This window comes from Frigidibacter sp. MR17.14, assembly GCF_037095735.1.
Taxonomy (GTDB): domain Bacteria; phylum Pseudomonadota; class Alphaproteobacteria; order Rhodobacterales; family Rhodobacteraceae; genus Frigidibacter.
Window position 1 is genome coordinate 708,774 of sequence record NZ_JBAWKD010000002.1, and the last position, 23,730, is coordinate 732,503.

The 23,730-nt window shown below is 69.7% G+C and carries 16 protein-coding genes and 2 pseudogenes; 6 read left to right on the forward strand and 12 right to left on the reverse strand.

Annotated features, from left to right (window positions below; all coding sequences use genetic code 11):
• Nucleotides 1-44: 44 nt before the first annotated feature.
• The 3 genes and pseudogenes from V8J36_RS08530 to aspS form a co-directional block, all read right to left on the reverse strand.
• On the reverse strand, nt 45-1,223 hold the full coding sequence (locus tag V8J36_RS08530) for a DUF1501 domain-containing protein (protein WP_336466864.1): 1,179 nt from the start codon (nt 1,221-1,223) through the stop codon (nt 45-47).
• Nucleotides 1,224-1,233: 10 nt separating this feature from the next.
• Nucleotides 1,234-2,589 carry a DUF1800 domain-containing protein gene (locus tag V8J36_RS08535; RefSeq protein WP_336466865.1) on the reverse strand — a complete coding sequence of 452 codons (1,356 nt, stop codon included), beginning with the start codon at nt 2,587-2,589 and terminating at the stop codon, nt 1,234-1,236.
• A gap of 289 nt (nt 2,590-2,878) precedes the next feature.
• Nucleotides 2,879-4,654, reverse strand: a pseudogene (aspS, locus tag V8J36_RS08540) (aspartate--tRNA ligase); the annotation flags it as partial.
• 449 nt (nt 4,655-5,103) lie between these two features.
• Between aspS and V8J36_RS08545 the strand changes: the two are divergent.
• The gene (locus V8J36_RS08545; protein WP_336466866.1) at nt 5,104-6,420 is read left to right on the forward strand and encodes a cyclopropane-fatty-acyl-phospholipid synthase family protein; all 1,317 of its coding nucleotides are present in this window, start codon (nt 5,104-5,106) and stop codon (nt 6,418-6,420) included.
• Nucleotides 6,421-6,498: 78 nt separating this feature from the next.
• Nucleotides 6,499-6,891 (forward strand): GFA family protein, encoded by a 393-nt coding sequence (locus V8J36_RS08550; protein ID WP_336466867.1) that lies wholly within the window; start codon nt 6,499-6,501, stop codon nt 6,889-6,891.
• A 165-nt stretch (nt 6,892-7,056) separates the two neighbouring features.
• Here V8J36_RS08550 and V8J36_RS08555 read toward each other — a convergent pair whose 3' ends face one another.
• Nucleotides 7,057-7,728 carry a CPBP family intramembrane glutamic endopeptidase gene (locus V8J36_RS08555; protein ID WP_336466868.1) on the reverse strand — a complete coding sequence of 224 codons (672 nt, stop codon included), beginning with the start codon at nt 7,726-7,728 and terminating at the stop codon, nt 7,057-7,059.
• Between the two features lie 248 nt (nt 7,729-7,976).
• Between V8J36_RS08555 and carB the strand changes: the two genes are divergently transcribed.
• Nucleotides 7,977-11,315: a carbamoyl-phosphate synthase large subunit gene (gene carB / locus V8J36_RS08560; protein ID WP_336466869.1), complete on the forward strand. Its 3,339-nt coding sequence runs from the start codon at nt 7,977-7,979 to the stop codon at nt 11,313-11,315.
• 73 nt (nt 11,316-11,388) lie between these two features.
• Here the strand turns inward: carB and V8J36_RS08565 are convergent, their stop codons facing one another.
• The 4 genes from V8J36_RS08565 to dnaE form a co-directional block, all read right to left on the reverse strand.
• Nucleotides 11,389-12,306: a tellurite resistance TerB family protein gene (locus V8J36_RS08565; protein ID WP_336466870.1), complete on the reverse strand. Its 918-nt coding sequence runs from the start codon at nt 12,304-12,306 to the stop codon at nt 11,389-11,391.
• 1 nt (nt 12,307) lies between these two features.
• A complete protein-coding gene (locus V8J36_RS08570) occupies nt 12,308-12,739 on the reverse strand; it encodes a hypothetical protein (RefSeq protein ID WP_336466871.1) in 432 nt (143 codons plus the stop codon).
• A 148-nt stretch (nt 12,740-12,887) separates the two neighbouring features.
• Nucleotides 12,888-13,316 carry a BrnA antitoxin family protein gene (locus tag V8J36_RS08575; RefSeq protein ID WP_336466872.1) on the reverse strand — a complete coding sequence of 143 codons (429 nt, stop codon included), beginning with the start codon at nt 13,314-13,316 and terminating at the stop codon, nt 12,888-12,890.
• 147 nt (nt 13,317-13,463) lie between these two features.
• Nucleotides 13,464-16,979 (reverse strand): DNA polymerase III subunit alpha, encoded by a 3,516-nt coding sequence (dnaE, locus tag V8J36_RS08580; protein ID WP_336466873.1) that lies wholly within the window; start codon nt 16,977-16,979, stop codon nt 13,464-13,466.
• 185 nt (nt 16,980-17,164) lie between these two features.
• Between dnaE and mnmH the strand changes: the two genes are divergently transcribed.
• Both mnmH and selD read left to right on the forward strand, forming a co-directional pair.
• Nucleotides 17,165-18,220, forward strand: a complete 1,056-nt coding sequence (gene mnmH / locus V8J36_RS08585; protein WP_336466874.1) for a tRNA 2-selenouridine(34) synthase MnmH — start codon at nt 17,165-17,167, stop codon at nt 18,218-18,220.
• Nucleotides 18,217-19,272 (forward strand): selenide, water dikinase SelD, encoded by a 1,056-nt coding sequence (selD, locus tag V8J36_RS08590; RefSeq protein WP_336466875.1) that lies wholly within the window; start codon nt 18,217-18,219, stop codon nt 19,270-19,272. The genes mnmH and selD overlap by 4 nt, the downstream gene beginning before the upstream one ends.
• Nucleotides 19,273-19,281: 9 nt before the next feature.
• Here the strand turns inward: selD and modC are convergent, their stop codons facing one another.
• From modC to modA, 3 genes are read right to left on the reverse strand one after another with little or no spacing between them, the layout of a single operon-like run.
• Nucleotides 19,282-20,361 carry a molybdenum ABC transporter ATP-binding protein gene (gene modC / locus V8J36_RS08595; RefSeq protein WP_336466876.1) on the reverse strand — a complete coding sequence of 360 codons (1,080 nt, stop codon included), beginning with the start codon at nt 20,359-20,361 and terminating at the stop codon, nt 19,282-19,284.
• Nucleotides 20,358-21,056 carry a molybdate ABC transporter permease subunit gene (modB, locus tag V8J36_RS08600; protein WP_336466877.1) on the reverse strand — a complete coding sequence of 233 codons (699 nt, stop codon included), beginning with the start codon at nt 21,054-21,056 and terminating at the stop codon, nt 20,358-20,360. The genes modC and modB overlap by 4 nt, the downstream gene beginning before the upstream one ends.
• A gap of 18 nt (nt 21,057-21,074) precedes the next feature.
• Nucleotides 21,075-21,830: a molybdate ABC transporter substrate-binding protein gene (gene modA / locus V8J36_RS08605; RefSeq protein ID WP_336466878.1), complete on the reverse strand. Its 756-nt coding sequence runs from the start codon at nt 21,828-21,830 to the stop codon at nt 21,075-21,077.
• A 169-nt stretch (nt 21,831-21,999) separates the two neighbouring features.
• On the opposite strand from modA, the gene V8J36_RS08610 reads away from it, so the two are divergent.
• On the forward strand, nt 22,000-22,983 hold the full coding sequence (locus tag V8J36_RS08610; RefSeq protein WP_336466879.1) for a siderophore-interacting protein: 984 nt from the start codon (nt 22,000-22,002) through the stop codon (nt 22,981-22,983).
• A gap of 9 nt (nt 22,984-22,992) precedes the next feature.
• On the opposite strand, the pseudogene V8J36_RS08615 reads toward V8J36_RS08610, so the two are convergent.
• A pseudogene (locus V8J36_RS08615) lies at nt 22,993-23,730 on the reverse strand (aldehyde dehydrogenase (NADP(+))); the annotation flags it as partial.

Consider the following 23,730-nt stretch of genomic DNA (forward strand, 5'->3'; position numbering starts at 1 on the left):
CCCCCCGCCCCCCCGAGGATATTTGTGCCAATGCGAAAGCGGGATCAGAGCAGCAGGCCCGGATTCTCGCCCAGGTCGAGGCCGGGGAAGACCGTGCCCTCGACCAGCGCGCGGTCGAAGCCGTAGAGGCCGCGCATCGCCCAGCCCGCCCAGGCGCGCACGTCCGAGGTGGGCAGGATGTCGCGCCGGTCGTAGAGCGCGGCCTCGTCGAGGCCGGGCCAGCGGCCCATGACCCGCCCGCCCTTCACCGCGCCGCCGGCGACCAGCATCGCGCCGCCGGTGCCGTGGTCGGTGCCGCCGGTGCCGTTCTCGCGCGCGGTGCGGCCGAATTCGGTCATCGCCAGCACCGTCGTGCGGGCCCAGACCGGGCCGAGCCCGTCGCGCAGCGCAAGGATCACCTGCGCCAGCCGTGCGAGGTTGCCGCGCATCACGCCCGTCTGCGCGCGGTGGGTGTCCCAGCCGGCGATCGAGAAGGCGGCGATCCGGGTCTCGCCCGCCAGCCGCTCGGCCGCGAAACGCGCAAGCCGCAGGTTCGCGCCGTTGCCACCCGGGCCGGCCGCCGTCGGGTCGGCACCGATCTCGCCCGCCAGCGCCATCGCCGCCGCCCCCGCGTCGCGGAAGAGCGGATCATCGTGGTAAAGGCTTTCCAGCAGCAGCTGGGCCTGGGGGCTCAGCGCCAGCTTCGTGTCGGGCGACCAGCTGGCGACCCTGGCGGCGCCGGACAGGATCAGCATCCCCTCGGCGCCCACCGAGAAGGCGGTTTCCGAGCCGAGCCCCGGCATCGCCTGCAGCATCCGGTTCAGCCAGCCGTCGCGCTGGCTGGCGGGCGGCAGGTCGCCGCCGGTCCCGGCCTCGAGGATGTCCTGCCCGTCGAAATGGCTGCGCTTGTCGCGGTAGGGGGTCGATGTCGCCTGCACCACGCCAAGCTGTCCCTGCGCCCAGAGCGGCATCAGCGGCGCCAGCGCGGGATGCAGCGCCCAGCCGTTGCCCAGCTCGGTCGCCGGGTCGCGGGCGGCGGCGAGGCCGGGGCGGTAGGCGGCCAGCAGCGGGTCGGCGACCGGCCGGCAGAGGTCGAGCCCGTCCATCGCCCCGCGCAGGATGATGACACACAGCCGGTTCTCGCCCGGGGCGGCGGCGAAGGTGACGGTGGACAGAAGCGGATGCGCCGCGGCCGAACAGCCGATCAGCGCGGCGCCCTTCAGGATCTGGCGACGGTCGAGCATGGCGCCCCCCTCAGCGTCGGTTGAAGGCGGGCGAGGCCAGCACCAGCCCCACCGCCTCGCGTTCGGTCTCGGCCCGCGCCACCGCGGTGGCAAGGCCGGGGTCCGCGGCATCGCCCAGCGCCGCGGCCAGGAACGCCCGCGGCTCGGGCGGGTCGTCGCGCCAGAGACGGGGCGCGTTCATCGCCCAGTCGATCCGCGCCGCCAGCCCCTGCGGGTGGATCCAGACCGCGGCGTCCTCGGGCCAGCCGTTCGGCCCGTCGGGCTCGCCCAGCGGCTGGCCAAGGCGGCGCAGGGGCTGGAAGATCCGCCGGTTCGCCTCGGCCACGTCAAGACCCGCCACCGCCTCGGACGGCACCTGCAGCGCGCGCAGCGCGGCGATCAGGAAGTCCTGCGGCTGGCGGACCTTTTGCCCGAAGCTCTCCCAGGCGGCGGGATGCGCCAGCAGCGCGCGGTAGACCGGCATCAGCTGGCCGTCGCCCGCCGCATAGGCCGCGGCCATGGCGTCGACCAGCGCAGGGTCCGGGTCATCGGCGCAGAAATGCACCGCCAGCTTGCGCGCCAGATGCCGCGCCGTCTCGGGCCGGCGGGCGAGGTCGTCGAGCGCCGCCTCGATATCCTCGATCCGCGCCGGGCCCGGCCCGCCATAGCGGCGGCCCAGCACCGTCTCGGCCCCCGGTTCCGCCGCGCCGGGGCGGAAGACCATGCCGCCGCGCGGGGTCCAGGTGAGCCCGGTCAAGAGCAGCGCCATCTGCCGCACGTCGGCCTGATCGTAGCCCGCACCGGCGCCCAGCGTGTGCAGTTCGAGCACTTCGCGCCCGAGGTTCTCGTTCAGGCCCCTGCCCCGCTTGCCCGGCACGCTGTTCGGCCCGACCGAGAAGGCCTGTTCGAGGTAGACCAGCATCGCCGGATGCAGGGTGGCCGCGCGCAGCATCGCCGGAAACGAGCCCGCGACATGGGGCCGGATCGCCTCGTCTGCAAAGGCCAGCACCATGGGGCGCAGCTCGGCCCCGCGGCCGATGACGGTGAAATGATCAGCCCAGAAAGCCACCAGCCGCTCGCGGAACCCGACCGGCGCCGCCACCCCGCGGGCGATCACCGCGGCGCCATTGGCACGCGTCAGGGCGACGGCGTGGCGCTGCTCGGCGCGGTAGGCCTCGAGCGCGGCGCGCCCGTCCTTGCTGGCGCCACGCGCTTCGCGGAAGGACAGGATCAGCGCCTGCACCGCCTCCATGCCGGGGGCCGGGAAGCGGCCCGGCATCGGATCGGGCCCGTCCAGATCCGCCAGAAGCGCCGCGGCATCGCTGGCCTGCCCGGGGCCAAGCCCGTATCCGAAGCGCAGGGCGGCGATGGTGGCGTGGCTCGGCATCCGGTCCTCCGACGGCTCCCGCCAGTATGCGGGGCCGCCCGAGCAACACTAGCGCAAAGCCCCTAACCAACCTGCACGATCCCGCGAGCCACCGGGCAAATGCGCCCGAGCGCGGGGGGGCGCGGGGGGGCTCGCGAGCCCCCCCGACCTGTTTTCTTTAGCTGTCCTTCGGCAACACACGCAGCCGCAGTTCGCGCAGCTGCTCGTTCGTCGGCTCGGAGGGCGCGTTCATCATCAGGTCTTCCGCGCGCTGGTTCATCGGGAACATGATGACCTCGCGGATGTTCACCTCGTCGGCCAGCNACACACGCAGCCGCAGTTCGCGCAGCTGCTCGTTCGTCGGCTCGGAGGGCGCGTTCATCATCAGGTCTTCCGCGCGCTGGTTCATCGGGAACATGATGACCTCGCGGATGTTCACCTCGTCGGCCAGCAGCATCACCACGCGGTCGATGCCCATGGCGCAACCACCGTGCGGGGGGGCGCCGTATTTGAACGCCTTCACCATGCCGCCGAAGCGCTTGTCGACTTCCGAATTCGGATAGCCCGCGATCTCGAACGCCTTGTACATGATTTCCGGCGTGTGGTTGCGGATCCCGCCCGAGATCAGCTCGTAGCCGTTGCAGGCCAGGTCGTACTGGTAGGCATGGACCGCCAGCGGATCGCCCGACAGCGCCTCGAGCCCGCCCTGCGGCATCGAGAACGGGTTGTGCGAGAAGTCGATCTTGCCGTCGTCGGTCTTCTCGAACATCGGGAAGTCGACGATCCAGGCGAAGCGGAAGCAGTCCTTCTCGGTCAGGCCCAGCTCTTCGCCGATCACGTTGCGGGCGCGGCCGGCGACGGCCTCGAAGCTTTCGGGCTTGCCGCCCAGGAAGAAGGCCGCATCGCCCTCGCCCAGCCCCAGCTGCGCGCGGATGGCCTCGGTGCGCTCGGGCCCGATGTTCTTCGCCAGCGGCCCCGCGGCCTCCATCGACCCATCCTCGGCCTTGCGCCAGAAGATGTAGCCCATGCCCGGCAGGCCCTGCTGCTGCGCGAAGGCGTTCATCCGGTCGCAGAACTTGCGGCTGCCGCCCTTCGGCGCCGGGATCGCGCGGACCTCGGTGCCGTCCTGCTCCAGCAGTTTCGCGAAGATCGCGAAGCCGGAACCGGCGAAATGCTCGCTGACCACCTGCATCTCGATCGGGTTGCGCAGGTCCGGCTTGTCCGAGCCGTATTTCAGCAGCGCCTCCTTGTAGGGGATCAGCGGCCAGTCCTTGTAGACGGTCTTCGTCGGCGCGAATTCCTCGAACAGGCCCTGGATCACCGGCTGGACGGCGGCGAAGACGTCATCCTGCTTCACGAAGCTCATCTCGATGTCGAGCTGGTAGAAGTCGGTGGGCGAGCGGTCGGCGCGCGGGTCCTCGTCGCGGAAGCAGGGCGCGATCTGGAAGTAGCGGTCGAAGCCCGCGACCATGATCAGCTGCTTGAACTGCTGCGGCGCCTGCGGCAGCGCGTAGAACTTGCCCGGATGCAGCCGCGAGGGCACGAGGAAGTCGCGCGCGCCCTCGGGCGAGGACGCGGTGATGATCGGCGTCTGGAACTCGTTGAAATTCGCGTTCCACATCCGGTTGCGGATCGAGCGCACGACGTTCGAGCGCAGCATCATCTTGCGGTGCAGCCCCTCGCGGCGCAGGTCGAGGAAGCGGTAGGTCAGACGCGTCTCTTCCGGATAGTCCGGCTCGCCGAAGACCGGCAGCGGCAGGTCCTCGGAGGGGCCGAGGATCTCGCATTCCACGGCATAGACCTCGATCTCGCCGGTCGGGATCTTGGCGTTGACGAGGCTCGCGTCGCGCAGCTTCACGCGGCCGTCGATGCGGATCACCGTCTCGGCGCGCAGCTTCTCGAGCGTGGCGAAGGCCGGGCTGTCGCCATCGGCGATCACCTGGGTCAGGCCGTAATGGTCGCGCAGGTCGATGAACAGCACGCCGCCGTGGTCGCGCACCCGGTGCACCCAGCCCGACAGGCGCACGGTCTCGCCGGCATGGCTCTTGTTCAGGCCCGCACAGGTGTGGCTGCGGTATGCGTGCATCGGTCTTCCCTTTCCAGCGGGCCCTTGGTCGCGCGCGCCCCCGGACCCCGGCGAAAGACGCGCGACCGTGCCTGCCGCCAAGCCAAGGCGAAGTCAAGCCACGCGCGTCAGGCGGGTGGGCAGGCGGGTGTGCAGGCGGGTGTGCAGGCCGGCGCGCGGGCCGATACCCGGGCGGGCGCGCACGCCGCTGGCAGGCCTCGCCACGCCCTCGCCAAAAATTTGTTGCAGATGCAGCAATTCCCCCTTCCCAGAGGAACCGCGTCCTGACTAAATGGTTAACGTTCGGTTTACACGTTCCGAGGTTTTCGTTTCGCTCGCGGGGCTTGCCCCGTGACCGGCCGTGATCCCCGGGCGCGATGGCCCCGGCGGCGGCCCCAGGCGGCAGACCGTGTCCGAGGGGCGGAAGCGACCAGCCAGTCTCCGATTTGCCGCCTGACGGAGTCGCATGCATGTGGGGAAAGCTCCTCGACAACCTACTGAACCGTTTTGTTGAGATCGGGCAGCTGACGCTGACCTGGCCCGATGGGCACAGCAGCCGCTACGGGCGCGGCGCCGGTGCCGACGCGCCGGCGGTCACGGTCCGGCTCACCGATCCCGGCCTGCCGCGCCGGCTGGTCACCAGCCCCGACCTCGCGCTGGGCGAGGGCTACATGGAAGGCGGGCTGACCATCGAGGGCGATGACCTGCGCGGCCTGCTGCGCCTCGTGCTCGTCAACCTGAACCGGCCGCGGCCAATGGTCTGGTGGCGCCGACCGCTCGACCTTCTCGACACCGCGCTGCGGCCGCTGCAGCAATGGAACGGCGCCCGCCGCTCCAAGGACAACGTGGCGCGGCACTACGACCTGTCGGACGATCTCTACGATCTCTTCCTCGACGCCGACCGGCAATATTCCTGCGCCTATTTCCGCACCCCCGCCGACACGCTCGAACAGGCGCAGGCGCAGAAGAAGGCGCATATCGCCGCCAAGCTGCGGCTTGCCCCCGGGATGACGGTGCTCGACATCGGCTGCGGCTGGGGCGGCATGGCGCTCAGCCTCGCGCAGGACCACGGCGCCCGCGTCCTCGGCGTCACCCTGTCAGAGGAACAGCACCGCGTCGCCACCGCCCGCGTCGCGGCCGCCGGCCTTCAGGACCGGGTCGAGATCCGCCTGACCGACTACCGCGCGGTGGAAGGCCAGTTCGACCGCATCGTCTCGGTGGGCATGTTCGAACATGTCGGCCTGCCGCAGTTCGACACCTATTTCGCGAAGGTGCACGCGCTTCTGGCCCCCGACGGCATCGCGCTGATCCACACCATCGGCCGCTCGGCCGCGCCCTCGGCCACCTCGCCCTTCATCCGCAAGTACATCTTCCCCGGCGGCTACGTCCCCTCGCTGTCCGAGGCGGCGAAGGCGATCGAAACCACGCCGCTCTGGCTTTCCGACATCGAGGTGCTGCGCCTGCACTACGCCGAGACGCTGCGCCACTGGGAGGCCCGCGTCGCCGCCCGCGCGGGCGATGTCGAGGCGATGTACGACGCGGCCTTCCTCAGGATGTGGCGCTACTACCTGATCGCCTCCGAGATGTCGTTCCGCGACGGGCGGCAATGCGTGTTCCAGATCCAGCTCGCGAAACGCCCCGACACGGTGCCCGTGACCCGCGACTATCTCTACCCGCCCGAGGCGCGCCTGCCCGCCGACACCCGCGCCGCAGCCGCCCCCGCGCGCCGGGGCGAGCGCCGGGCCGAGCCCGCGCGCAAGGCCAAGCCGCAGGTCGCCGCCGAGTGATCGCCCGCGCCTGAACCACGGCCTTGATCTGCGGGCCGGGCCGGGCTTTGCTGAGCCCGGCCCCGACGGAGACGGATCATGATCGACGGCAGCTGCCACTGCGGCGCGCTCGGCTGGCGCTTCACCGCGCCCCTCGCCTCGGCGACGGCCTGCAACTGCACCGTCTGCCGCCGCTACGGCGCGCTCTGGGCCTACGCCCACGAGGGCAACGGCGCGACGCTCACCGGCGCCAGCCGCAGCTACGCCCATGGCCGCGCCATCGACTTCCACTTCTGCCCGACCTGCGGCTGCCTCGTGGCCTATCGCGACCGCCTGCCGCGCGGCGACGGCCAGCGCTGGCTGGTGGTCAACCTGCGGATGGCGACCGATCCCGCCGCCATTGCCGATCTGCCCATCGACCATTTCGACGGGCTCGACAGCTTCGAGGACCTGCCCCGCGACCATCGCAGGGTGAGGGACCTCTGGTTCTGAGCCTCCCCCGCCTGAGCCCCTCTTCCCGGCCTTCGCGCGCGTGACGGCCGCCGATGCCTCCGGCGGGGATATTTAGACCAATGAGAAAGCGCATTTCTCATCGGCGAAAATATCCCGGGGGAGTCGCGGCGCAGCCGCGGCGGGGGCAGCGCCCCCCTGCCCGCCTCAGAACGGCCGCACGACATTGCCCGAATAGAAATAGGCCCCCATCCCCACGGTGAAGAGCACACCCCCCGCCACCGCATGCAGCACCACAGCCAGCGGCAGGCTTTTCCGCACCTCGTAGGCCCAGGCGAAGGCCAGCCCGCCCGCGAAGGTCATCGCCGCCACCACCCAGCTCCAGTACATCAGATGCGCGAGGGCGAAGACGGCCGCGTTCATCACGATCGCCGCCCGGTCGCCGGGCAGCAGCCGCGCATAGCGGCGGAAGAACAGCGGCCGGAAGATCAGCTCCTGCGGCAGCGCGGACAGCAGCGGATACAGCACGAGGATCGCCACCCACAGCCCCGGCCGCTCGCGCGGCAGTTCGAACATCGCGCCCCCCGTCGCCGCCAGCACCGCGACCGAGGCCAGCGCCGTCAGCGCCGCCAGCACGACCACCGGCCCGAGGCTCAGCCCCCGCCAGCCGTCCCGCGCAAGCCGCAGCCACGAAAACCCCGGCGTGCGCCACAACAGCACCAGCCCCAGCGCGGTCATCGCGAACAGCGCGGTGAACATCCGCGAGGCCGGCAGCCACACCGCGATCAGCAGGGGAATCGCGAGGTAAAGCCCGATGAACTCGACCCAGAGCCAAGGCCGACTCGGCGGCCAGTCCCGCGCCCGCGCCGCAGCCCGCATCCGGGCCGCTGACCGGTCCCCGCGCCCCGCCCCCCGCTCCGGCCCCCGCCCCGGCCCCGTCGTGATCTCCACAGTGCCCTCTCCCGCATCGCCGCGAACAGCGGTCCTTTTCAGCCAGATAGGCGCGCCCCGCGCGATCGCCAGAGCCCTCGCGTCAATCTGGCACCCCGCCGGGGCCCTTCTGGCCTTGCGCCCCGGCTCGCCACAGCTATAACGCCGACAATTTGCGCCGCCCGAGGATAGGACCCATGCCGAAAAGAACAGATATCAAGTCCATCCTGATCATCGGTGCCGGCCCCATCGTCATCGGTCAGGCCTGCGAGTTCGACTACTCCGGCGCACAGGCCTGCAAGGCCCTGCGCGAGGAAGGCTATCGGGTCATCCTGGTGAACTCGAACCCCGCGACGATCATGACCGACCCGGAAATGGCCGACGCGACCTATATCGAGCCGATCACCCCCGAGGTCGTCGCCAAGATCGTCGAGGCCGAGCGCCCCGACGCGATCCTGCCGACGATGGGCGGGCAGACCGGCCTGAACACCGCGCTGGCGCTGGCCGACATGGGCGTGCTGGAAAAATTCAACGTCGAGCTGATCGGCGCCAAGCGCGACGCCATCGAGATGGCCGAAGACCGCAAGCTCTTCCGCGAGGCGATGGACCGCATCGGGCTGGAAAACCCCAAGGCCACCATCGTCTCGGCCCCGAAGCTCGACACCGGCAAGTATGACATCAAGGCCGGCCTCGCGCAGGCGATGGAAGCCATCGAGCATATCGGCCTGCCCGCGATCATCCGCCCCGCCTTCACCCTTGGCGGCACCGGCGGCGGCATCGCCTACAACCGCGACGACTACGAACACTACTGCCGCTCGGGGCTCGAAGCCTCGCCGGTCGCGCAGATCCTCGTCGACGAATCCCTTCTCGGCTGGAAGGAATTCGAGATGGAGGTGGTGCGCGACAAGGCCGACAACGCGATCATCGTCTGCTCGATCGAGAACGTCGATCCGATGGGCGTGCACACCGGCGACTCGATCACCGTCGCCCCCGCGCTGACCCTGACCGACAAGGAATACCAGGCGATGCGCAACGGCTCGATCGCCGTGCTGCGCGAGATCGGCGTCGAAACCGGCGGCTCGAACGTGCAATGGGCGATCAACCCCGCCGACGGCCGCATGGTCGTGATCGAGATGAACCCGCGCGTCTCGCGCTCGTCCGCGCTGGCCTCGAAGGCCACCGGCTTCCCGATCGCCAAGATCGCCGCGAAGCTCGCCGTCGGCTACACGCTGGATGAGCTCGACAACGACATCACCAAGGTCACGCCCGCCTCGTTCGAGCCGACCATCGACTATGTCGTGACCAAGATCCCGCGCTTCGCCTTCGAGAAATTCCCCGGCTCGAAGCCCGAGCTGACCACCGCGATGAAATCGGTGGGCGAGGCGATGGCCATCGGCCGCACCATCCATGAATCGCTGCAAAAGGCGCTGGCCAGCCTCGAGACCGGCCTGACCGGCTTCGACGAGATCAAGGTCCCCTCGGACGACGCGACGCCCAGCAAGGCCGACGTGGTCAAGGCGCTGTCGCAGCGCACCCCCGACCGGATGCGCCTGACCGCCCAGGCGATGCGCCACGGGCTGAGCGACGACGAGATCCAGGCCGCCACCGCCTTCGACCCCTGGTTCCTGGCCCGGATCCGCGAGATCGTCGAGGCCGAGGAGGCCGTGCGCAAGACCGGCCTGCCGGTCGACGAGAAGGGCCTGCGCAAGCTGAAGATGATGGGCTTCACCGATGCCCGCCTCGCCAAGCTGACCGGCCGCGACGAGGATCAGGTCCGCCGCGCCCGCCGCAACCTCGGCGTCACCGCCGTCTTCAAGCGCATCGACACCTGCGCCGCCGAGTTCGAGGCGCAGACCCCCTACATGTATTCGACCTACGAAGTCCCGGCGATGGGCGATGTCGAATGCGAGGCGCGTCCCTCGGACCGCAAGAAGGTCGTGATCCTCGGCGGCGGTCCGAACCGGATCGGCCAGGGGATCGAGTTCGACTACTGCTGCTGCCATGCCTGCTTCTCGCTGACCAAGGTCGGCTATGAAACGATCATGATCAACTGCAACCCGGAAACGGTGTCGACCGACTACGACACCTCGGACCGGCTCTATTTCGAACCGCTGACGCTGGAACACGTGCTGGAAATCCTGCGCGTGGAACAGGAGAACGGCACCCTGCACGGCGTGATCGTGCAGTTCGGCGGCCAGACGCCGCTGAAACTGGCCAACGCGCTGGAAGCCGAAGGCATCCCGATCCTCGGCACCACGCCCGACGCGATCGACCTCGCCGAGGACCGCGAGCGGTTCCAGAAGCTGCTGCACGACCTCGAACTGAAGCAGCCCGTGAACGGCATCGCCACCAACCGCGACCAGGCCTTCGAGATCGCCCATCGCGTCGGCTACCCGCTGGTGATCCGCCCCTCCTACGTGCTGGGCGGCCGCGCGATGGAGATCGTGCGCTCGGACGAGCAGCTCGAACGCTACATCCGTGACGCGGTGCAGGTCTCGGGCAAGAACCCGGTGCTTTTGGACAGCTACCTGACCGGCGCGATCGAAGTCGATGTCGACGCCATCGCCGACGGCACCGATGTGCATGTCGCGGGCATCATGCAGCACATCGAAGAGGCCGGCGTGCACTCGGGCGATAGCGCCTGCTCGCTGCCCCCCTATTCGCTCTCGGCCGAGACGGTGGCGGAACTGAAGCGCCAGACCGTGCTGATGGCCAAGGGCCTGAACGTGCGCGGCCTGATGAACGTGCAGTTCGCGATCAAGGACGGGGTGATCTACGTCCTTGAAGTGAACCCGCGCGCCTCGCGCACCGTGCCCTTCGTGGCCAAGGCCACCGACAGCGCCATCGCCTCGATCGCCGCCCGCGTCATGGCCGGCGAGAAGCTTGCAAGCTTCCCGCAGCGCGCCCCCTACCCCGAAGGCGTCGGCCCCGACACCGCGCTGCCCTATGCCGACCCGCTGACGCTCGCGGACCCGAACACCCCCTGGTATTCGGTGAAAGAGGCGGTGCTGCCCTTCGCCCGCTTCCCCGGCGTCGACACGCTGCTCGGCCCGGAAATGCGCTCGACCGGTGAGGTCATGGGCTGGGACCGCAGCTTCGCGCTGGCCTTCCTGAAGGCGCAGATGGGCGCCGGCACCCACCTGCCCGAACAGGGACGGGTCTTCGTCTCGGTCAAGGATGCCGACAAGACCGCCGAGTTCGCCGCCGCGGCGCGCGACCTGGTGGCGATGGGCTTCACCCTGACCGCGACCCGCGGCACCGCCGCCTGGCTGAAGGACGAGGGCATCGAGGCCGAGCCGGTTCTGAAGGTCTACGAGGGCCGTCCGAACATCGTCGACCGCCTGAAGAACAGCGACATCGCGCTGGTTCTGAACACGACTGAGGGCTCGCAGGCGGTGGCGGATTCGCGCGACATCCGCTCGGTCGCGCTCTATGACAAGATCCCTTACTTCACCACCGCCGCCGCCAGCATCTCGGCCGTCGCCGCGATGAAGGCCCGTAGCGAGGGGATCGGCGTGCGGACGTTGCAGGGTTGATGCCGGCCCCGCCCTCGGGCGGGGTCGAAACGCTCCGAGCTCCAGCGACGGGCCGCGCTCTCGAAGCGCGGCCCTACGTCTTCCGCCGCAAGGTCTCCAGCCATCCGGCCGTCATGCGGAGTCCAGACTTGGCAAGTTCTCCGGCCGCCTCGGCCGACGAGGCCAAGGTATCGCCCACATTCGTGCTGGCAATCTGCACCCGTCGCCCCATCTCACTCGCCATGCGATAGGTCGAGAAACCGGCCTCTTCCCAAATGCTGCGTTCGAGCCAGGCAAGAGCCATTTCTTCGACTTCGGAAACCGTTCCGTCGGCTGCCGCGATCTCTTTGGTCAGCGCAAGAACGTCGCGCACCATGAACTCTGCATTGCAATCCGGGTTGTCGCGAACGAAGGCCCCAAAGGACTGTCCGATCTGCTGAAGTCGAACCCCTTCGATGGTTTCTTCGATTACCCCCAGCGCAGCGCTGGCGTAGCCCTCGTCGATCCCCCAGTCCAGAACGAAGCTCTCGATGATCGCCTCGCGTTCCTCTTCCAGAACAACTCCGTCGATCGACGCGATCTTGATCGCCACCGTGCCGATCATATCGACGATGGTCATCCCGAGGACATCTACGGGCGTGTTGATAAAAGCCGGTATCTTGCTCACCCGGCTCGAACCGTAGCGTTCTGCCAACCGGGTCACGCCAAGATAGCTTCCTGCGCAGACCACCGCCGCCGCAGCGACCCATCCGACGGGCGTCACCGCCGCAGCCCCCATGCCCAGCGAAGCCAATATGCCCGACGCCGAGAAAAAGGTCGACGCAACCGCACCGGAACCGGCGACGGCAGCCCCGGCAGCCCCGACGGCGCCTGTCTCGACCACCTTTGTCAGAAGCTTACCGCTTTTCATGGACCAGTAAGCGTCCTCGCCGATACCCAGCTTCAGCCGGAAGCGGAGATCGTCCTGCACCACGCGCTCGACGCTTCGAAATGACCCGAGATCATCTTCCATTTCAGATCATCTCCGTCAGCTCTTGCACCCGCGCGATAAAAGCCTGAAACCTCTTGCCGACATCGCTGCGCGTCAGGTCTTGAATCGCGCCATTTGTCAGGCCCAGAGCGAGCAGCAGAGGTCCGAGAACTGCGGCCATCGTACCGCCGACAAGTGGAACGCTTGCAATCAGCATTGCCAGAAGAAGCGCGACGATCATGCCGACTGTCATCGACGGAAGGGTATTGACCGCCGCGAGAGCGATCTGCAGAACCTTCCGACCAATCGCCAGAGCCGTGGTCCCGACCTTTATAGCAAAATCGGCTATGTCGATTAGCAAAGCCTTCGTATCGGCGGACAGGTTTGTCCGCATTATCATGTCTTTCAGGACACGCTTGCTCGGGATGTCATTGAAGTCGGAAAGGACCTGCTCGGAAAAGGCGTAAGTCTGCATCGTGCGGCAACCTCTAGATCGCAATGTCGTGATCGTCGCCGTAAAACGCTTTAACCGCAATGGGTTTCACGTTGGCCGCTTACAGCACTTTGCCCCGTCATCCCGCACGTCTCGAGCGCATCTTTCGAGGCAAGCACGCCGAGCAAACTCACCCGATCTCCCCCAGATCCAGCCCCAGCCGCCGCGCCTCTGCCTCCAGCACCCCTTCGCTGTCGCCCCAGCCCGGCCGCGGCCCATCGAAGCCCTCCTCGACCCGCCGCTGCCGATAGTCGATGGTCGCGGCGTCGCGCACCACGCCGGCCAGCCGCGCATGCATCCAGACCCGCAGCACCTCGTTGATCCGCGGGCCGTAGTTGGCCCCCATCGAGCGCATGAACCGCAGCACGTCCTCGTCGAGGCGCAGCGTCACCCGCTCCTTGCGCTTCGGCACCCGCTCCTGCGCGATCCGGTGCCAGGCGACCGGCACCTGCCCCGAGACGACGATCGCATTGTGCAGGTCCCATTCCAGCCGGCGCATCGCATCGGCCATGTAATGGTAGTTCTCGCGCGTCTTCGCATTCTGTCTCGGCTCGGTCATCCTTGGATCGGTCATCGGGCACCTCCGCCCACGACCCTGCCCGCGAAAGGTTAACGCCGCGCCAGCCCAGCGTCCGCCGGGGGTGTACGGGGGGTGTACAGTGGATGCACGCGAGTCACCCCCCGATTTCCAAGGCCCTGCAGCGCCTTACAGCTCCTCGACCGCGATGACCCCGGTGATCGCCTTCAGCGCCCCCTTGATCTGCGGATTGAGCGGCATCTCGCCCGGCAGCGCGATCTCGATCTCGTTGCCGCTCTCGGGATCCTCGACGCAGAAGCTGACCGGGCCCTTGCCCGCCCGCGTCTTCGCCTCGGCCCGCACCCGCTCGAGCAGCGCCGCGACCGAAGCCACGGCCGCCGCCTCGCCGACATGGATCCGCAGCCCGGCGCTACCCGCCTCGGCCGCCACCGCGTCGATCGGCTGCGCACCCCGCGCCAGCAGCTTCAGCGTGTCGCCCTCGAGGTTCGCCTCGACCGTCAGCACCACCGCCATCCCCGTCTCAAGGTACTGCCGCGCGGCCTCCAAAGTGTCGGAAAACACCGTCACCTCGTAAAGCCCGGTCGGGTCCGACAGCTGCACGAAGGCGAAGCGGTTGCCCTTGGCCGACTTCCGCTCCTGCCGGCTCGACACCGTGCCCGCCAGCTTCGCGACCCGCGGCCCGGCCTGGCATTCCTGGGTCAGCTCGGCCAGGCTCAGCACCTTTTTGCGTTTCAGCGCAGGCATGTAGTCGTCCAGCGGATGGCCGGTCAGGTAGAAGCCCACCGCGTTGTGCTCTTGCGCCAGCCGCTCGGCCGGCAGCCAGTCATCGCCCGGCGCCAGCCGCGGCTCGGGCAGGTCGTCGCCGCCCTCGCCGAACAGCGAGACCTGCGCCGAGGCCGCCGCCTCGTGCACCGCCGCCGAATAGGCGACCAGCGCATCGAGGCTGTCGAGCACGCGGCGCCGGTTCGCGTCGATCCGGTCGAAGGCCCCGGCCTTCGCCAGCATCTCGAGCGGCCGCTTGCCGATCCGCTTCAGATCCGCCCGGCGCGCGAAATCGAACAGCGTCTTGAACGGCCGGTCGACACCGCCCGCGTTTCGCGCCGAAACCACCAGGTTCATCGCCTCGAGGCCCACGTTCTTCAGCGCCCCCAGCGCATAAAGCACCTTGCCCTCGGTCACCGTGAATGTGGCCAGCGAGCGGTTGACGCAGGGCGGCTCGGTCACGATGCCCATCCGGTCGACCTCGCGCTTGTAGATCGCCAGCTTGTCGGTCAGGTGGATATCGCAGTTCATCACGCCGGCCATGAACTCGACCGGGTGGTTCGCTTTCAGCCAGGCGGTCTGGTAGCTGACCACCGCATAGGCCGCCGCGTGCGACTTGTTGAAGCCGTAGTTCGCGAATTTCTCAAGCAGGTCGAAGACTTCGCCCGCCTTCTTCTCGGGCACATTGTGGGTGGCCTTGGCGCCCTCGATGAACTTCGGGCGCTCTTTCGCCATCTCCTCGGCGATCTTCTTGCCCATCGCGCGGCGCAGCAGGTCGGCGCCGCCAAGGCTGTAGCCCGCCATGACCTGCGCGATCTGCATCACCTGTTCCTGATAGACGATAATGCCCTGCGTCTCGGCCAGGATGTGGTCGATGGTCGGGTGGATCGACTCGAGCGGCCGCTGCCCGTGCTTCACCTCGCAATAGACCGGGATGTTCTCCATCGGGCCGGGGCGATACAAAGCCACCAGCGCCACGATGTCCTCGATGCAGGTGGGCTTCATGCGCCGGAGCGCATCCATCATGCCCGAGCTTTCCACCTGGAAGACCGCGACGGTCTTTGCGTTGGCGTAAAGCTCGTAGGTCACCTTGTCATCCAGGGGGATGTGCCCGATGTCGTTCTCGGCCCCGGCCTTCGGCTCGTAAAGCCGGTCGCCCTTCGGGCCCACATGCAGGTCGCGGCCCGAGTTGTGGACCAGCGAGATCGCGTTCTGGATGACCGTCAGCGTCTTCAGGCCGAGGAAGTCGAACTTCACCAGACCGGCCTGTTCCACCCATTTCATGTTGAACTGGGTGGCCGGCATGTCCGACCGCGGGTCCTGATACAAGGGCACCAGCAGGTCCAGCGGCCGGTCCCCGATCACCACGCCCGCGGCATGGGTCGAGGCGTTGCGCAACAGCCCCTCGACCTTCTGCGCATAGTCCAGCAGCCGCGCCACGACCTCTTCGGATTTCGCGGCCTCGCGCAGGCGCGGCTCGTCGGCCAGCGCCTTCTCGATCGAAACGGGCTTCACCCCCTCGACCGGGATCATCTTCGACAGCCGGTCCACCTGCCCGAAGGACATCTGCAGCACCCGGCCCACGTCGCGCACCGCGGCCTTGGACAGAAGCTGGCCGAAGGTGATGATCTGCCCCACCTTGTCGCGGCCATACTTCTCCTGCACGTATTTGATGACCTCCTCGCGGCGGTCCATGCAGAAGTCGATGTCGAAGTCGGGCATCGAGACCCGTTCCGGGTTCAGGAACCGCTCGAACAGCAGCGCATAGCGCAGGGGATCGAGGTCGGTGATCGTCAGCGCATAGGCCACCAGCGAGCCCGCGCCCGAGCCCCGGCCCGGCCCCACCGGGATCCCCTGATCCTTGCCCCATTTGATGAAGTCGGCCACGATCAGGAAGTAGCCTGGGAAGCCCATCTTCTGGATGATGTCCAGCTCGAAGCGCAGGCGTTCCTCGTAGACCTCGACCGGGGCGGCATGGGGGATCACCGCCAGCCGGGCGCGCAGGCCCTCCCAGCTCTGGCGCTCCAGCTCCTCGACCTCGTCATCGGCGAATTTCGGCAGGATCGGCTTGCGCTTGTAGGCGGCGAAGGCGCAGCGGCGCGCGATCTCGACGGTGTTCGCGACGGCCTCGGGCAGGTCTGCGAACAGCGCCGCCATCTCTTCCGGCGACTTCAGGTAATGCTGCGGCGTCAGGCGCCGGCGCGGCTCCTGCTGGTCGACATAGGCGCCCTCGGCGATGCAGATCAGCGCGTCATGCGCCTCGTACATCGCGGCCTTCGGGAAATAGACGTCGTTGGTGGCGACCAGCGGCAGGCCCATGTCATAGGCCATCTCGACGAAGCCGCGCTCGGTCAGCCGCTCGGCCTCGGTATACTGCCCGCCCTCGCCCGGATGGCGCTGCAGCTCGACATAAAGCCGCTCGGGAAAGATCGCGGCCAGCCGCTCCATCAGCGCCCGCGCCTTGGCGGCGGACCCCGCCCGCAGGAAGCGCGCCACGGGGCCGTCCGGCCCGCCCGACAGGCAGATGATCCCCTCCGAGAACTCCTCGAGCTCGGCCAGCGTCACCTGCGGCAGCTCGCCGCCCGCATCGAGATACAGGCAGCTGTTCAGCCGCATCAGGTTCTCATACCCGCGCTCGTTCTGCGCCAGCAGAACGATCCCCGCCGGGTCGCGCGGTTTCTCGCCCGGCGCGGGCGGGTCATAGGCCAGATCGACCTGACAACCGACGATCGGCTGCACCCCGGCCCCCTTGGCATTCACGGAAAATTCCAGTGCCGCGAAGAGGTTGTTGGTGTCGGTCACCGCCACCGCAGGCATGCCCATCTCGACCGCGGTCTTGATCAGCTTCTTGGCGGGAACGGCACCTTCCAGCAGCGAATATTCGGTGTGGACGCGCAGGTGTATGAATCGGGGCTGGGTCATGGGGCCGAGACTACAGGGAAGGTCGGGGGGATGCGATCCCCACCAATCTTACCGGAGCCCCCGCGTTCTGGCGCCACGGCTCGGATGCAGCGCCCGGTCGCAGGGGGGGACCCCGGCGAAGTTGGGGGGAGGCGCGCCTCCCCCGGCTCTTGCCTAATCGTCCCCATCGGCTACTCCTTCCGATCATGCCCGTGACCCTCACCTCGCTCGCCCAGATCGCCGCCCTCGGCTTCGACGACATCATCGATGTCCGCGCCCCCGCGGAATATGCCGAGGATCACATCCCCGGCGCGCTCAGCCTGCCGGTGCTGGACGACGAAGAACGGGCCCGCGTCGGCACGGTCTACAAGCAGGTCTCGCCCTTCGACGCCCGCAAGATCGGCGCGGCGCTGGTCGCCAAGAACGCCTCGGCCCATATCGCGGGGCCGCTGGCCGACCGGACGGGGGGCTGGCGGCCGCTGGTCTACTGCTGGCGCGGCGGGCAGCGCTCGGGCAGCTTCGCCACGATCCTTTCGCAGATCGGCTGGCGCGTCGACACCATCGCCGGCGGCTACAAGGCCTTCCGCCGGCTCGTGGTCGAAACGCTTTACGACCGCCCCTTCCCGGCCCCGGTCATCGTGCTCGACGGCAACACCGGCTCGGCCAAGACCGAGCTTCTGAACCGCCTGCCCGGCCACTGCCTGCAGGTGATCGACCTCGAGGGGCTGGCGAACCACCGCGGCTCGCTCTTCGGTGCGATGGGGCCGCAGCCGGCGCAGAAAGGGTTCGAGACCCGCCTCGCCATGGCCATCGCCGCCCTCGACCCGACGCGCCCGGTGGTGATCGAGGCCGAAAGCGCCAAGGTCGGCGACTGCCGGCTGCCGCCCGCGCTCTGGCACGCGCTCTGCGCCGCGCCAAGGATCGAGATCGCGGCGCCGCTGCCCGAACGTGCCGCCTATCTCGCCCGCGCCTATGCCGACGTCTCCGCCGATCCCGCGCGCCTGTCCGACACGCTCGACCGGCTGCGGCCGCTGCAGCCGGCGGAAACCGTCGACCGCTGGCAGGCCCTTGCCGCCGCCGGCGACCTGCTGCCGCTGGCGGCCGAGCTGATGGAGCGCCATTACGACCCCCGCTACAGCCGCCACCGCGCCCGCGTCGCGGTGCCGGTCACCCCGTTTGCCACCGACAGCCTCGCCCCAGAGGCCCTCGCCCCGCTTGCCGCGCGCCTTGCCGCGCTGGTCACCGAAGGAGCCGCGCCATGACCCTGCCCAGCGAACCCCGCCTCACCTCGCTCAGCCACGGCGGCGGCTGCGGCTGCAAGGTCGCGCCCGGCGTCCTGTCGGGGCTTCTGCGCGGCACCGGCGGCTTCCCGGTGCCCGAGGCGCTGATCGTCGGCATCGAAACCTCGGACGACGCCGCGGTCTACAAGCTGAACGACACCCAGGCGCTGGTCGCCACCACCGACTTCTTCATGCCCATCGTCGACAATGCCCATGACTTCGGCCGCATCGCCGCGACCAACGCGATCTCGGACGTCTACGCCATGGGCGCGACGCCGATCCTCGCGCTGGCGGTGGTCGGCATGCCGATCAACGTGCTGTCGCACGAGACGATCGGGCGCATCCTCGCCGGCGGCGGCGACGCCTGCCGCGCGGCCGGGATCCCGATCGCCGGCGGCCACACCATCGACTCGGTCGAACCGATCTACGGCCTTGTCGTGCTGGGCATCGTCGATCCGCGGCAGGTGAAGAAGAACGCCAGCGCCCGCGCCGACGACGTGCTGGTGCTGGGCAAGCCGCTGGGCGTCGGCGTGATGTCGGCGGCGCTGAAGAAGGACGCGCTGCCCGAGGGCGCCTATGAGCGCATGGTCGCCTCGATGACCCGGCTGAACACCCCGGGGCCAGAGCTTGCGGCGCTGCCGGGCGTGCATGCGCTGACCGATGTCACCGGCTTCGGACTGGCCGGCCACGCGCTGGAAATGGCCCGCGGCGCCGGCTGCCAGCTGACGATCGACTGGAACGCGGTGCCGCTGCTGCCCGGCGCACTGGACCTCGCGCGGGCCGGCATGATCACCGGTGCCTCGGGCCGCAACTGGCAAAGCTATGGCGCCGAGGTGACGCTGCCCGTGGGCCTTGCCCCCGAGGTGCGGGCGCTCTTGTCGGACCCGCAGACCTCGGGCGGGCTGCTGGTCGCCTGCGACCCGGACAGCGCCGACGCGGTGCTGGCCACCTTCCGCCGCCACGGTTTCGACGAGGCCGCCGTGATCGGCCGCGTCGGCCGCGGCACCGGCACGCCGGGGCTGTTCGTCAGCTGACCCGCGGCCTCAGCCGCTGCCGATGTCGCCCTTGGCCACCGCCACCGACTTCAGCACCGCGTGACAGGCGAGCCCCGGCGCCAGCTCCAGCGCCAGCGCCGAGCGACGGGTGAGCCGCACGAGGATCCGGTCCTGCCCGATCCGCAGTCGCACCAGCGCGCCGGGCCCCTCGCCCAGCCGCAGGCTTTCGACCACGGCCGGCAGCACGTTCAGCGCCGAGATCGCCCCGGGCACCGCGCGCGCGATCATCACGTCCTCGGCATGGATGCGCACGCGCAGCCGCGCCCCAGGCGCCGCCTCGATCCGCGGCAGCAAGAGCGTTCCGCCTGAAATCGACAGCCGGCTCAGCCCATCGGGCTCCTGCCCCGCCAGCCGCGCCTCGATCACCGCGCCCAGTTCGCGCAGCCCCAGCGCCGCGCCAGCGCCCGGGTCCGACAGCACCTCGGCCACCGGCCCCGCCACCGCGACCCGGCCCGCCTCGAGCACGACGACCGTGGTCGCCAGCCGCGCGACCTCGGCCGCGGAATGGGTGACATAGAGGATCGGCAGCCGCAGCTCGTCGCGCAGCCGCTCCAGATAGGGCAGGATCTCGTCCTTGCGCGCCTGGTCGAGCGCGGCCAGCGGCTCGTCCATCAGCAGAAGCTCCGGCCCCGACAAGAGCGCCCGGCCGAGCGCGACCCGCTGCCGCTCGCCCCCCGAGAGCCCCCCCACCGGCCGGTCGAGCAGCGCGCCGATGCCCAGCATCTCGATCACTGGCCCGGGCTCGGCCAGCGCGCGGCCGCGGGCGAACCAGCGGCCGTAGCCAAGGTTGCGGCGCACGTTCAGATGCGGGAAAAGCCGGGCGTCCTGAAAGACATAGCCGATGCGCCGCCGGTGCGGCGGCACGGCGCCGGCGGGCGACAGCAGCGCCCTGTCGCCCAGCGTGATCGTCCCCGCATCGGGCCGCACCAGCCCCGCCACCGCCTGCACGACAGTGGTCTTGCCCGCCCCCGAGCGCCCGAACAGCGCGGTGACGCCGGGGGGCGCCGCGAAGGCGACGTCAAGCGAGAAGCCCGGCCGCGCCAGCCGGATGTCCACCGTCAGCGTCATCGCCCCGAGATCCGGCGCGCGACCCGCCGGCCCACCCATTCCGACAGCGCCAGCGCCACCATCGCCACCCCGACCGAGATCATCACCAGCCGCCCGGCCCGATCCTCGCCGCCGGGCACCTGCAGCAGCGCGTAGATGGCCGAGGGCAGCGTCTGCGTCTGGCCGGGGATGTTCGAGACGAAGGTGATTGTGGCCCCGAACTCGCCCATCGCCTTGGCGAAGGCGAGGATCGCGCCCGCAACAACGCCGGGCAGGATCAGCGGCAGGGTGACGGTCAGGAACACCCATGCGGGCCCCGCGCCCAGCGTGCCCGCGGCCTCTTCGACGCCGCGGTCGACGGCCTCGAAGGCCAGCCGGATCGCGCGGACCATCAGCGGGAAGGCCATCACCGCCGCCGCCAGCGCGGCCCCCGTCCAGCGGAAGGCGAAGACGATCCCGAACCAGTCATGAAGAAAGGCCCCCACCGGCCCGCGCCGCCCGAAGCTCAGCAACAGCAGATAGCCGGTGACGACCGGCGGCAGCACCAGCGGCAGGTGCACCAGTCCGTTCAGCAGACCATGCCCCCAGAACCGCCGCCGTGCCAGAGCCCAGGCGACGAGGATGCCCAATGGCAGGCTGGCGGCCACGGCCAGGGCCGAGACCTGCAGGCTCAGGATCACCGCCTGCCATTCCTCGGGCGTCAGCCAGTCCGTCATGCTGAGGGCGACGATGCCCTATTGTCCAAGGACGGTGAAGCCCTGCGCTTCGAAGGCGGCCTTCGCCTCGGGCCCGGTCAGGCTGTCGAGGAAGGCCTTCGCCTCGGGCTTGGCGTCCTTGACCAGCGCGGCGGGGTAGATGATCGCCGGATGGCTTTCGGCCGAGAAGGTGCCGGCGACGGTGACATTGTCATCGGCCACGGCATCGGTGGCATAGACGATCCCGAACGGCGCCTCGCCGGTCGAGACCAGCGCGAGCGCGGCGCGGACGTTGTCGGCCTGCGCGACCTCGGGGGCGACCGCGTCCCACTGGCCCAGATGTTGCAGCGCGGCCTTGCCGTACTGGCCGGCGGGCACCGAGTCGACCAGCGCCATCGCCAGCTTGCCCTGCCCGATCAGCGCCTTGAAGTCGGTGTCGCTGCCGATGGCGACGGGGGCCGCGTCCTTGCCATGCGCGATCAGCACCAGCGTGTTGCCCAAGAGGTCGTGGCGGGTGCCGGCCTCGATCATCCCGGCGGTCTCGACCGTGTCCATCCAGTTCTCGGCGGCCGAGATGAAGACATCGGCCGGCGCCCCGGCCTCGATCTGCTTGGCCAGCTGCGACGAGCCCGCATAGCTGATCGCCAGACTGTCGCCGGTCTTCGCCTCGTAGGTCTTCGCATAGTCGTCAAGCGCGGTCTTCAGGCTGGCGGCGGCGAAGACGGTAAGCTCGGCGGCCTGCAGCGGTGCCGCGGCGACCAGCATCGAGGCAGAGACGAGAAGCGCGCGCAGCATAGGGGACCCTTTCGTTGTGTTCTGCCAGACATAACCAGAGGCCCCTCGGCACGACAAGCGATATTTCCGTCGAAACCCAACGGAAGCGGAAAGCCGATCTGCGCGGCGGATCGGGTATTGTTGAGCGAAAGACTATGGAATAGCGTGCCGCGGCAGCAGGGAGTCGCCGATGTCCGAAATCCGCCAATACCGCAGCAGCGGCCGCATCGACCGCCCCGCCGGCGCCGCCGCCGCCGCGCTGAAGGCGCGCGCCGCCGCCTGGGAGGTGCCGCTGGTCGAAGCAGACGAGCGGCTGAGCCTCTTCGTCTGGGGCTGCGAGCTGCGGCTGAGCCGCGACGGCAGCGGGCTGGCGGTCGATCTGTCCGCGCCGGAGGACCGGCTGATCGGCACCCTGCGCGACAGTGCGACCGAGCTTTTCGCCGAGGTCGGGCTCGAGGTCGTCTGGGACCGGGTCGATGTCGGCGCGCTGGCCCCGGGCCTGTCGCTCCTGCGCGTGGTCGCGGTCACGCGGCCGGTGCCGGGCTACCTGCGGGTGCGGCTGGCGGGGCCCGAGGCCGCGCGTTTCGCGACCGGGGGGCTGCACGTCCGCCTGCTGCTGCCGTCGGTTCCCGGGCGCGCCCCGGTCTGGCCCCGCGTCGCGGCCAGTGGCCGCACGGTCTGGCCCGCGGGGCCGGATGCGCTGCACCGGCCGGTCTATACCGTCGCGGTGCAGGGCGCGGACTGGCTCGACATCGACATCTACCGCCACGACGACAGCCCGACCTGCCGCTGGGCCGAGACCGTGGCGCCGGGGACCGAGGTCGGGCTGATGGGTCCGGGCGGCGGCGGCTGCCCCGAAGGGGCGCGGCTCTGGCTCTTCGGCGACGGCACCGCCCTGCCCGCGATCGGACGGATGCTGGCGGTGGCGCCGGTGCCGGTCCGTGCCTGGGTCTCCTGCGCGGCCGAGGACATGGGCGCGCTTGCCTTGGATCCGCGGGTGACGCGCTGCGACGACCTGCTGGCGGCGCTCGACGGTGCCGGCGCGCTCGCGCCCGAGGACCATGTTTGGTTCGCGGCCTCGGGCACCGAGGCGCGCGCCGCGCGCAAGGCGCTGACGGCGCGCGGCCATGCCCGGGCCCACTTCACCGCCGCGGCCTATTGGGACCGCGGCTGAGCCGCCTGCTCAGGCCAGGTCGCCCTCGAGCAGCCCGGCGGGCAGGTTCTGATAGGCGACGGGCCTGAGGAAGCGGCGGATGGCGAGGGTGCCGACCGAGGTGGCGCCGAAGTTGGTCGAGGCCGGATAGGGCCCGCCATGGACCATCGCATCGACCACCTCGACACCGGTGGGGAAGCCGTTGACCAGCACCCGCCCCGCCTTGCGCTCCAAGACCGGCAACAGCGCCCGCGCGGCCCCGGTGTCGGCCTCGTCCATCAGCATCGTCGCGGTCAGCTGGCCTTCGAAGCCCTTGGCCAGATCGACCATCGCCGCCGCGTCCGGCACCCGCACGACAAGGCCGAGCGGCCCGAAGACCTCCTCCGACAGCGCGTGATCCTCGAGGAAGGCCTCCGAAGAGACCTCGTAGAGATTGGGCGCGGCCATGCGCCCCTCGCTGTCGCTGGTGAACACAGGCCGCACCGAGTTGCGGCTGTCGAACCGCGCCTTGCCCTCGCGATAGGCCCTGGCGATGCCCTGCGTCAGCATCGCCTGCGGGGCGACCTTGCCCAGCGCCTCGGCGGTCGAGGCGACGAAGGCATCGCCCTCGGCCCCCGCGGGCACCACGGCGATGCCCGGGTTGGTGCAGAACTGCCCCGCGCCCATCGTCAGCGAGCCGGCCCAGCCCGCGCCCATCGCCGGGCCCCGCGCGGCCAGCGCCGCGGGCAGCACGAACATCGGGTTCACCGAGCCGAGCTCGCCGAAGAA

What these genes read in the sequence shown, in the direction of transcription:
- V8J36_RS08570 (WP_336466871.1), bottom strand. Translation starts at nt 12,739, where the DNA reads ATGCAGACTTACGCCTTTTCCGAGCAGGTCCTTTCCGACTTCAATGAC.
- modB (WP_336466877.1), bottom strand. Translation starts at nt 21,056, where the DNA reads ATGACGGACTGGCTGACGCCCGAGGAATGGCAGGCGGTGATCCTGAGC.
- V8J36_RS08565 (WP_336466870.1), bottom strand. Translation starts at nt 12,306, where the DNA reads ATGGAAGATGATCTCGGGTCATTTCGAAGCGTCGAGCGCGTGGTGCAG.
- V8J36_RS08555 (WP_336466868.1), bottom strand. Translation starts at nt 7,728, where the DNA reads ATGCGGGCTGCGGCGCGGGCGCGGGACTGGCCGCCGAGTCGGCCTTGG.
- selD (WP_336466875.1), top strand. Translation starts at nt 18,217, where the DNA reads ATGACCCTGCCCAGCGAACCCCGCCTCACCTCGCTCAGCCACGGCGGC.
- modA (WP_336466878.1), bottom strand. Translation starts at nt 21,830, where the DNA reads ATGCTGCGCGCGCTTCTCGTCTCTGCCTCGATGCTGGTCGCCGCGGCA.
- carB (WP_336466869.1), top strand. Translation starts at nt 7,977, where the DNA reads ATGCCGAAAAGAACAGATATCAAGTCCATCCTGATCATCGGTGCCGGC.
- V8J36_RS08535 (WP_336466865.1), bottom strand. Translation starts at nt 2,589, where the DNA reads ATGCCGAGCCACGCCACCATCGCCGCCCTGCGCTTCGGATACGGGCTT.
- V8J36_RS08550 (WP_336466867.1), top strand. Translation starts at nt 6,499, where the DNA reads ATGATCGACGGCAGCTGCCACTGCGGCGCGCTCGGCTGGCGCTTCACC.
- V8J36_RS08530 (WP_336466864.1), bottom strand. Translation starts at nt 1,223, where the DNA reads ATGCTCGACCGTCGCCAGATCCTGAAGGGCGCCGCGCTGATCGGCTGT.
- mnmH (WP_336466874.1), top strand. Translation starts at nt 17,165, where the DNA reads ATGCCCGTGACCCTCACCTCGCTCGCCCAGATCGCCGCCCTCGGCTTC.
- V8J36_RS08575 (WP_336466872.1), bottom strand. Translation starts at nt 13,316, where the DNA reads ATGACCGAGCCGAGACAGAATGCGAAGACGCGCGAGAACTACCATTAC.
- V8J36_RS08545 (WP_336466866.1), top strand. Translation starts at nt 5,104, where the DNA reads ATGTGGGGAAAGCTCCTCGACAACCTACTGAACCGTTTTGTTGAGATC.
- modC (WP_336466876.1), bottom strand. Translation starts at nt 20,361, where the DNA reads ATGACGCTGACGGTGGACATCCGGCTGGCGCGGCCGGGCTTCTCGCTT.
- V8J36_RS08610 (WP_336466879.1), top strand. Translation starts at nt 22,000, where the DNA reads ATGTCCGAAATCCGCCAATACCGCAGCAGCGGCCGCATCGACCGCCCC.
- dnaE (WP_336466873.1), bottom strand. Translation starts at nt 16,979, where the DNA reads ATGACCCAGCCCCGATTCATACACCTGCGCGTCCACACCGAATATTCG.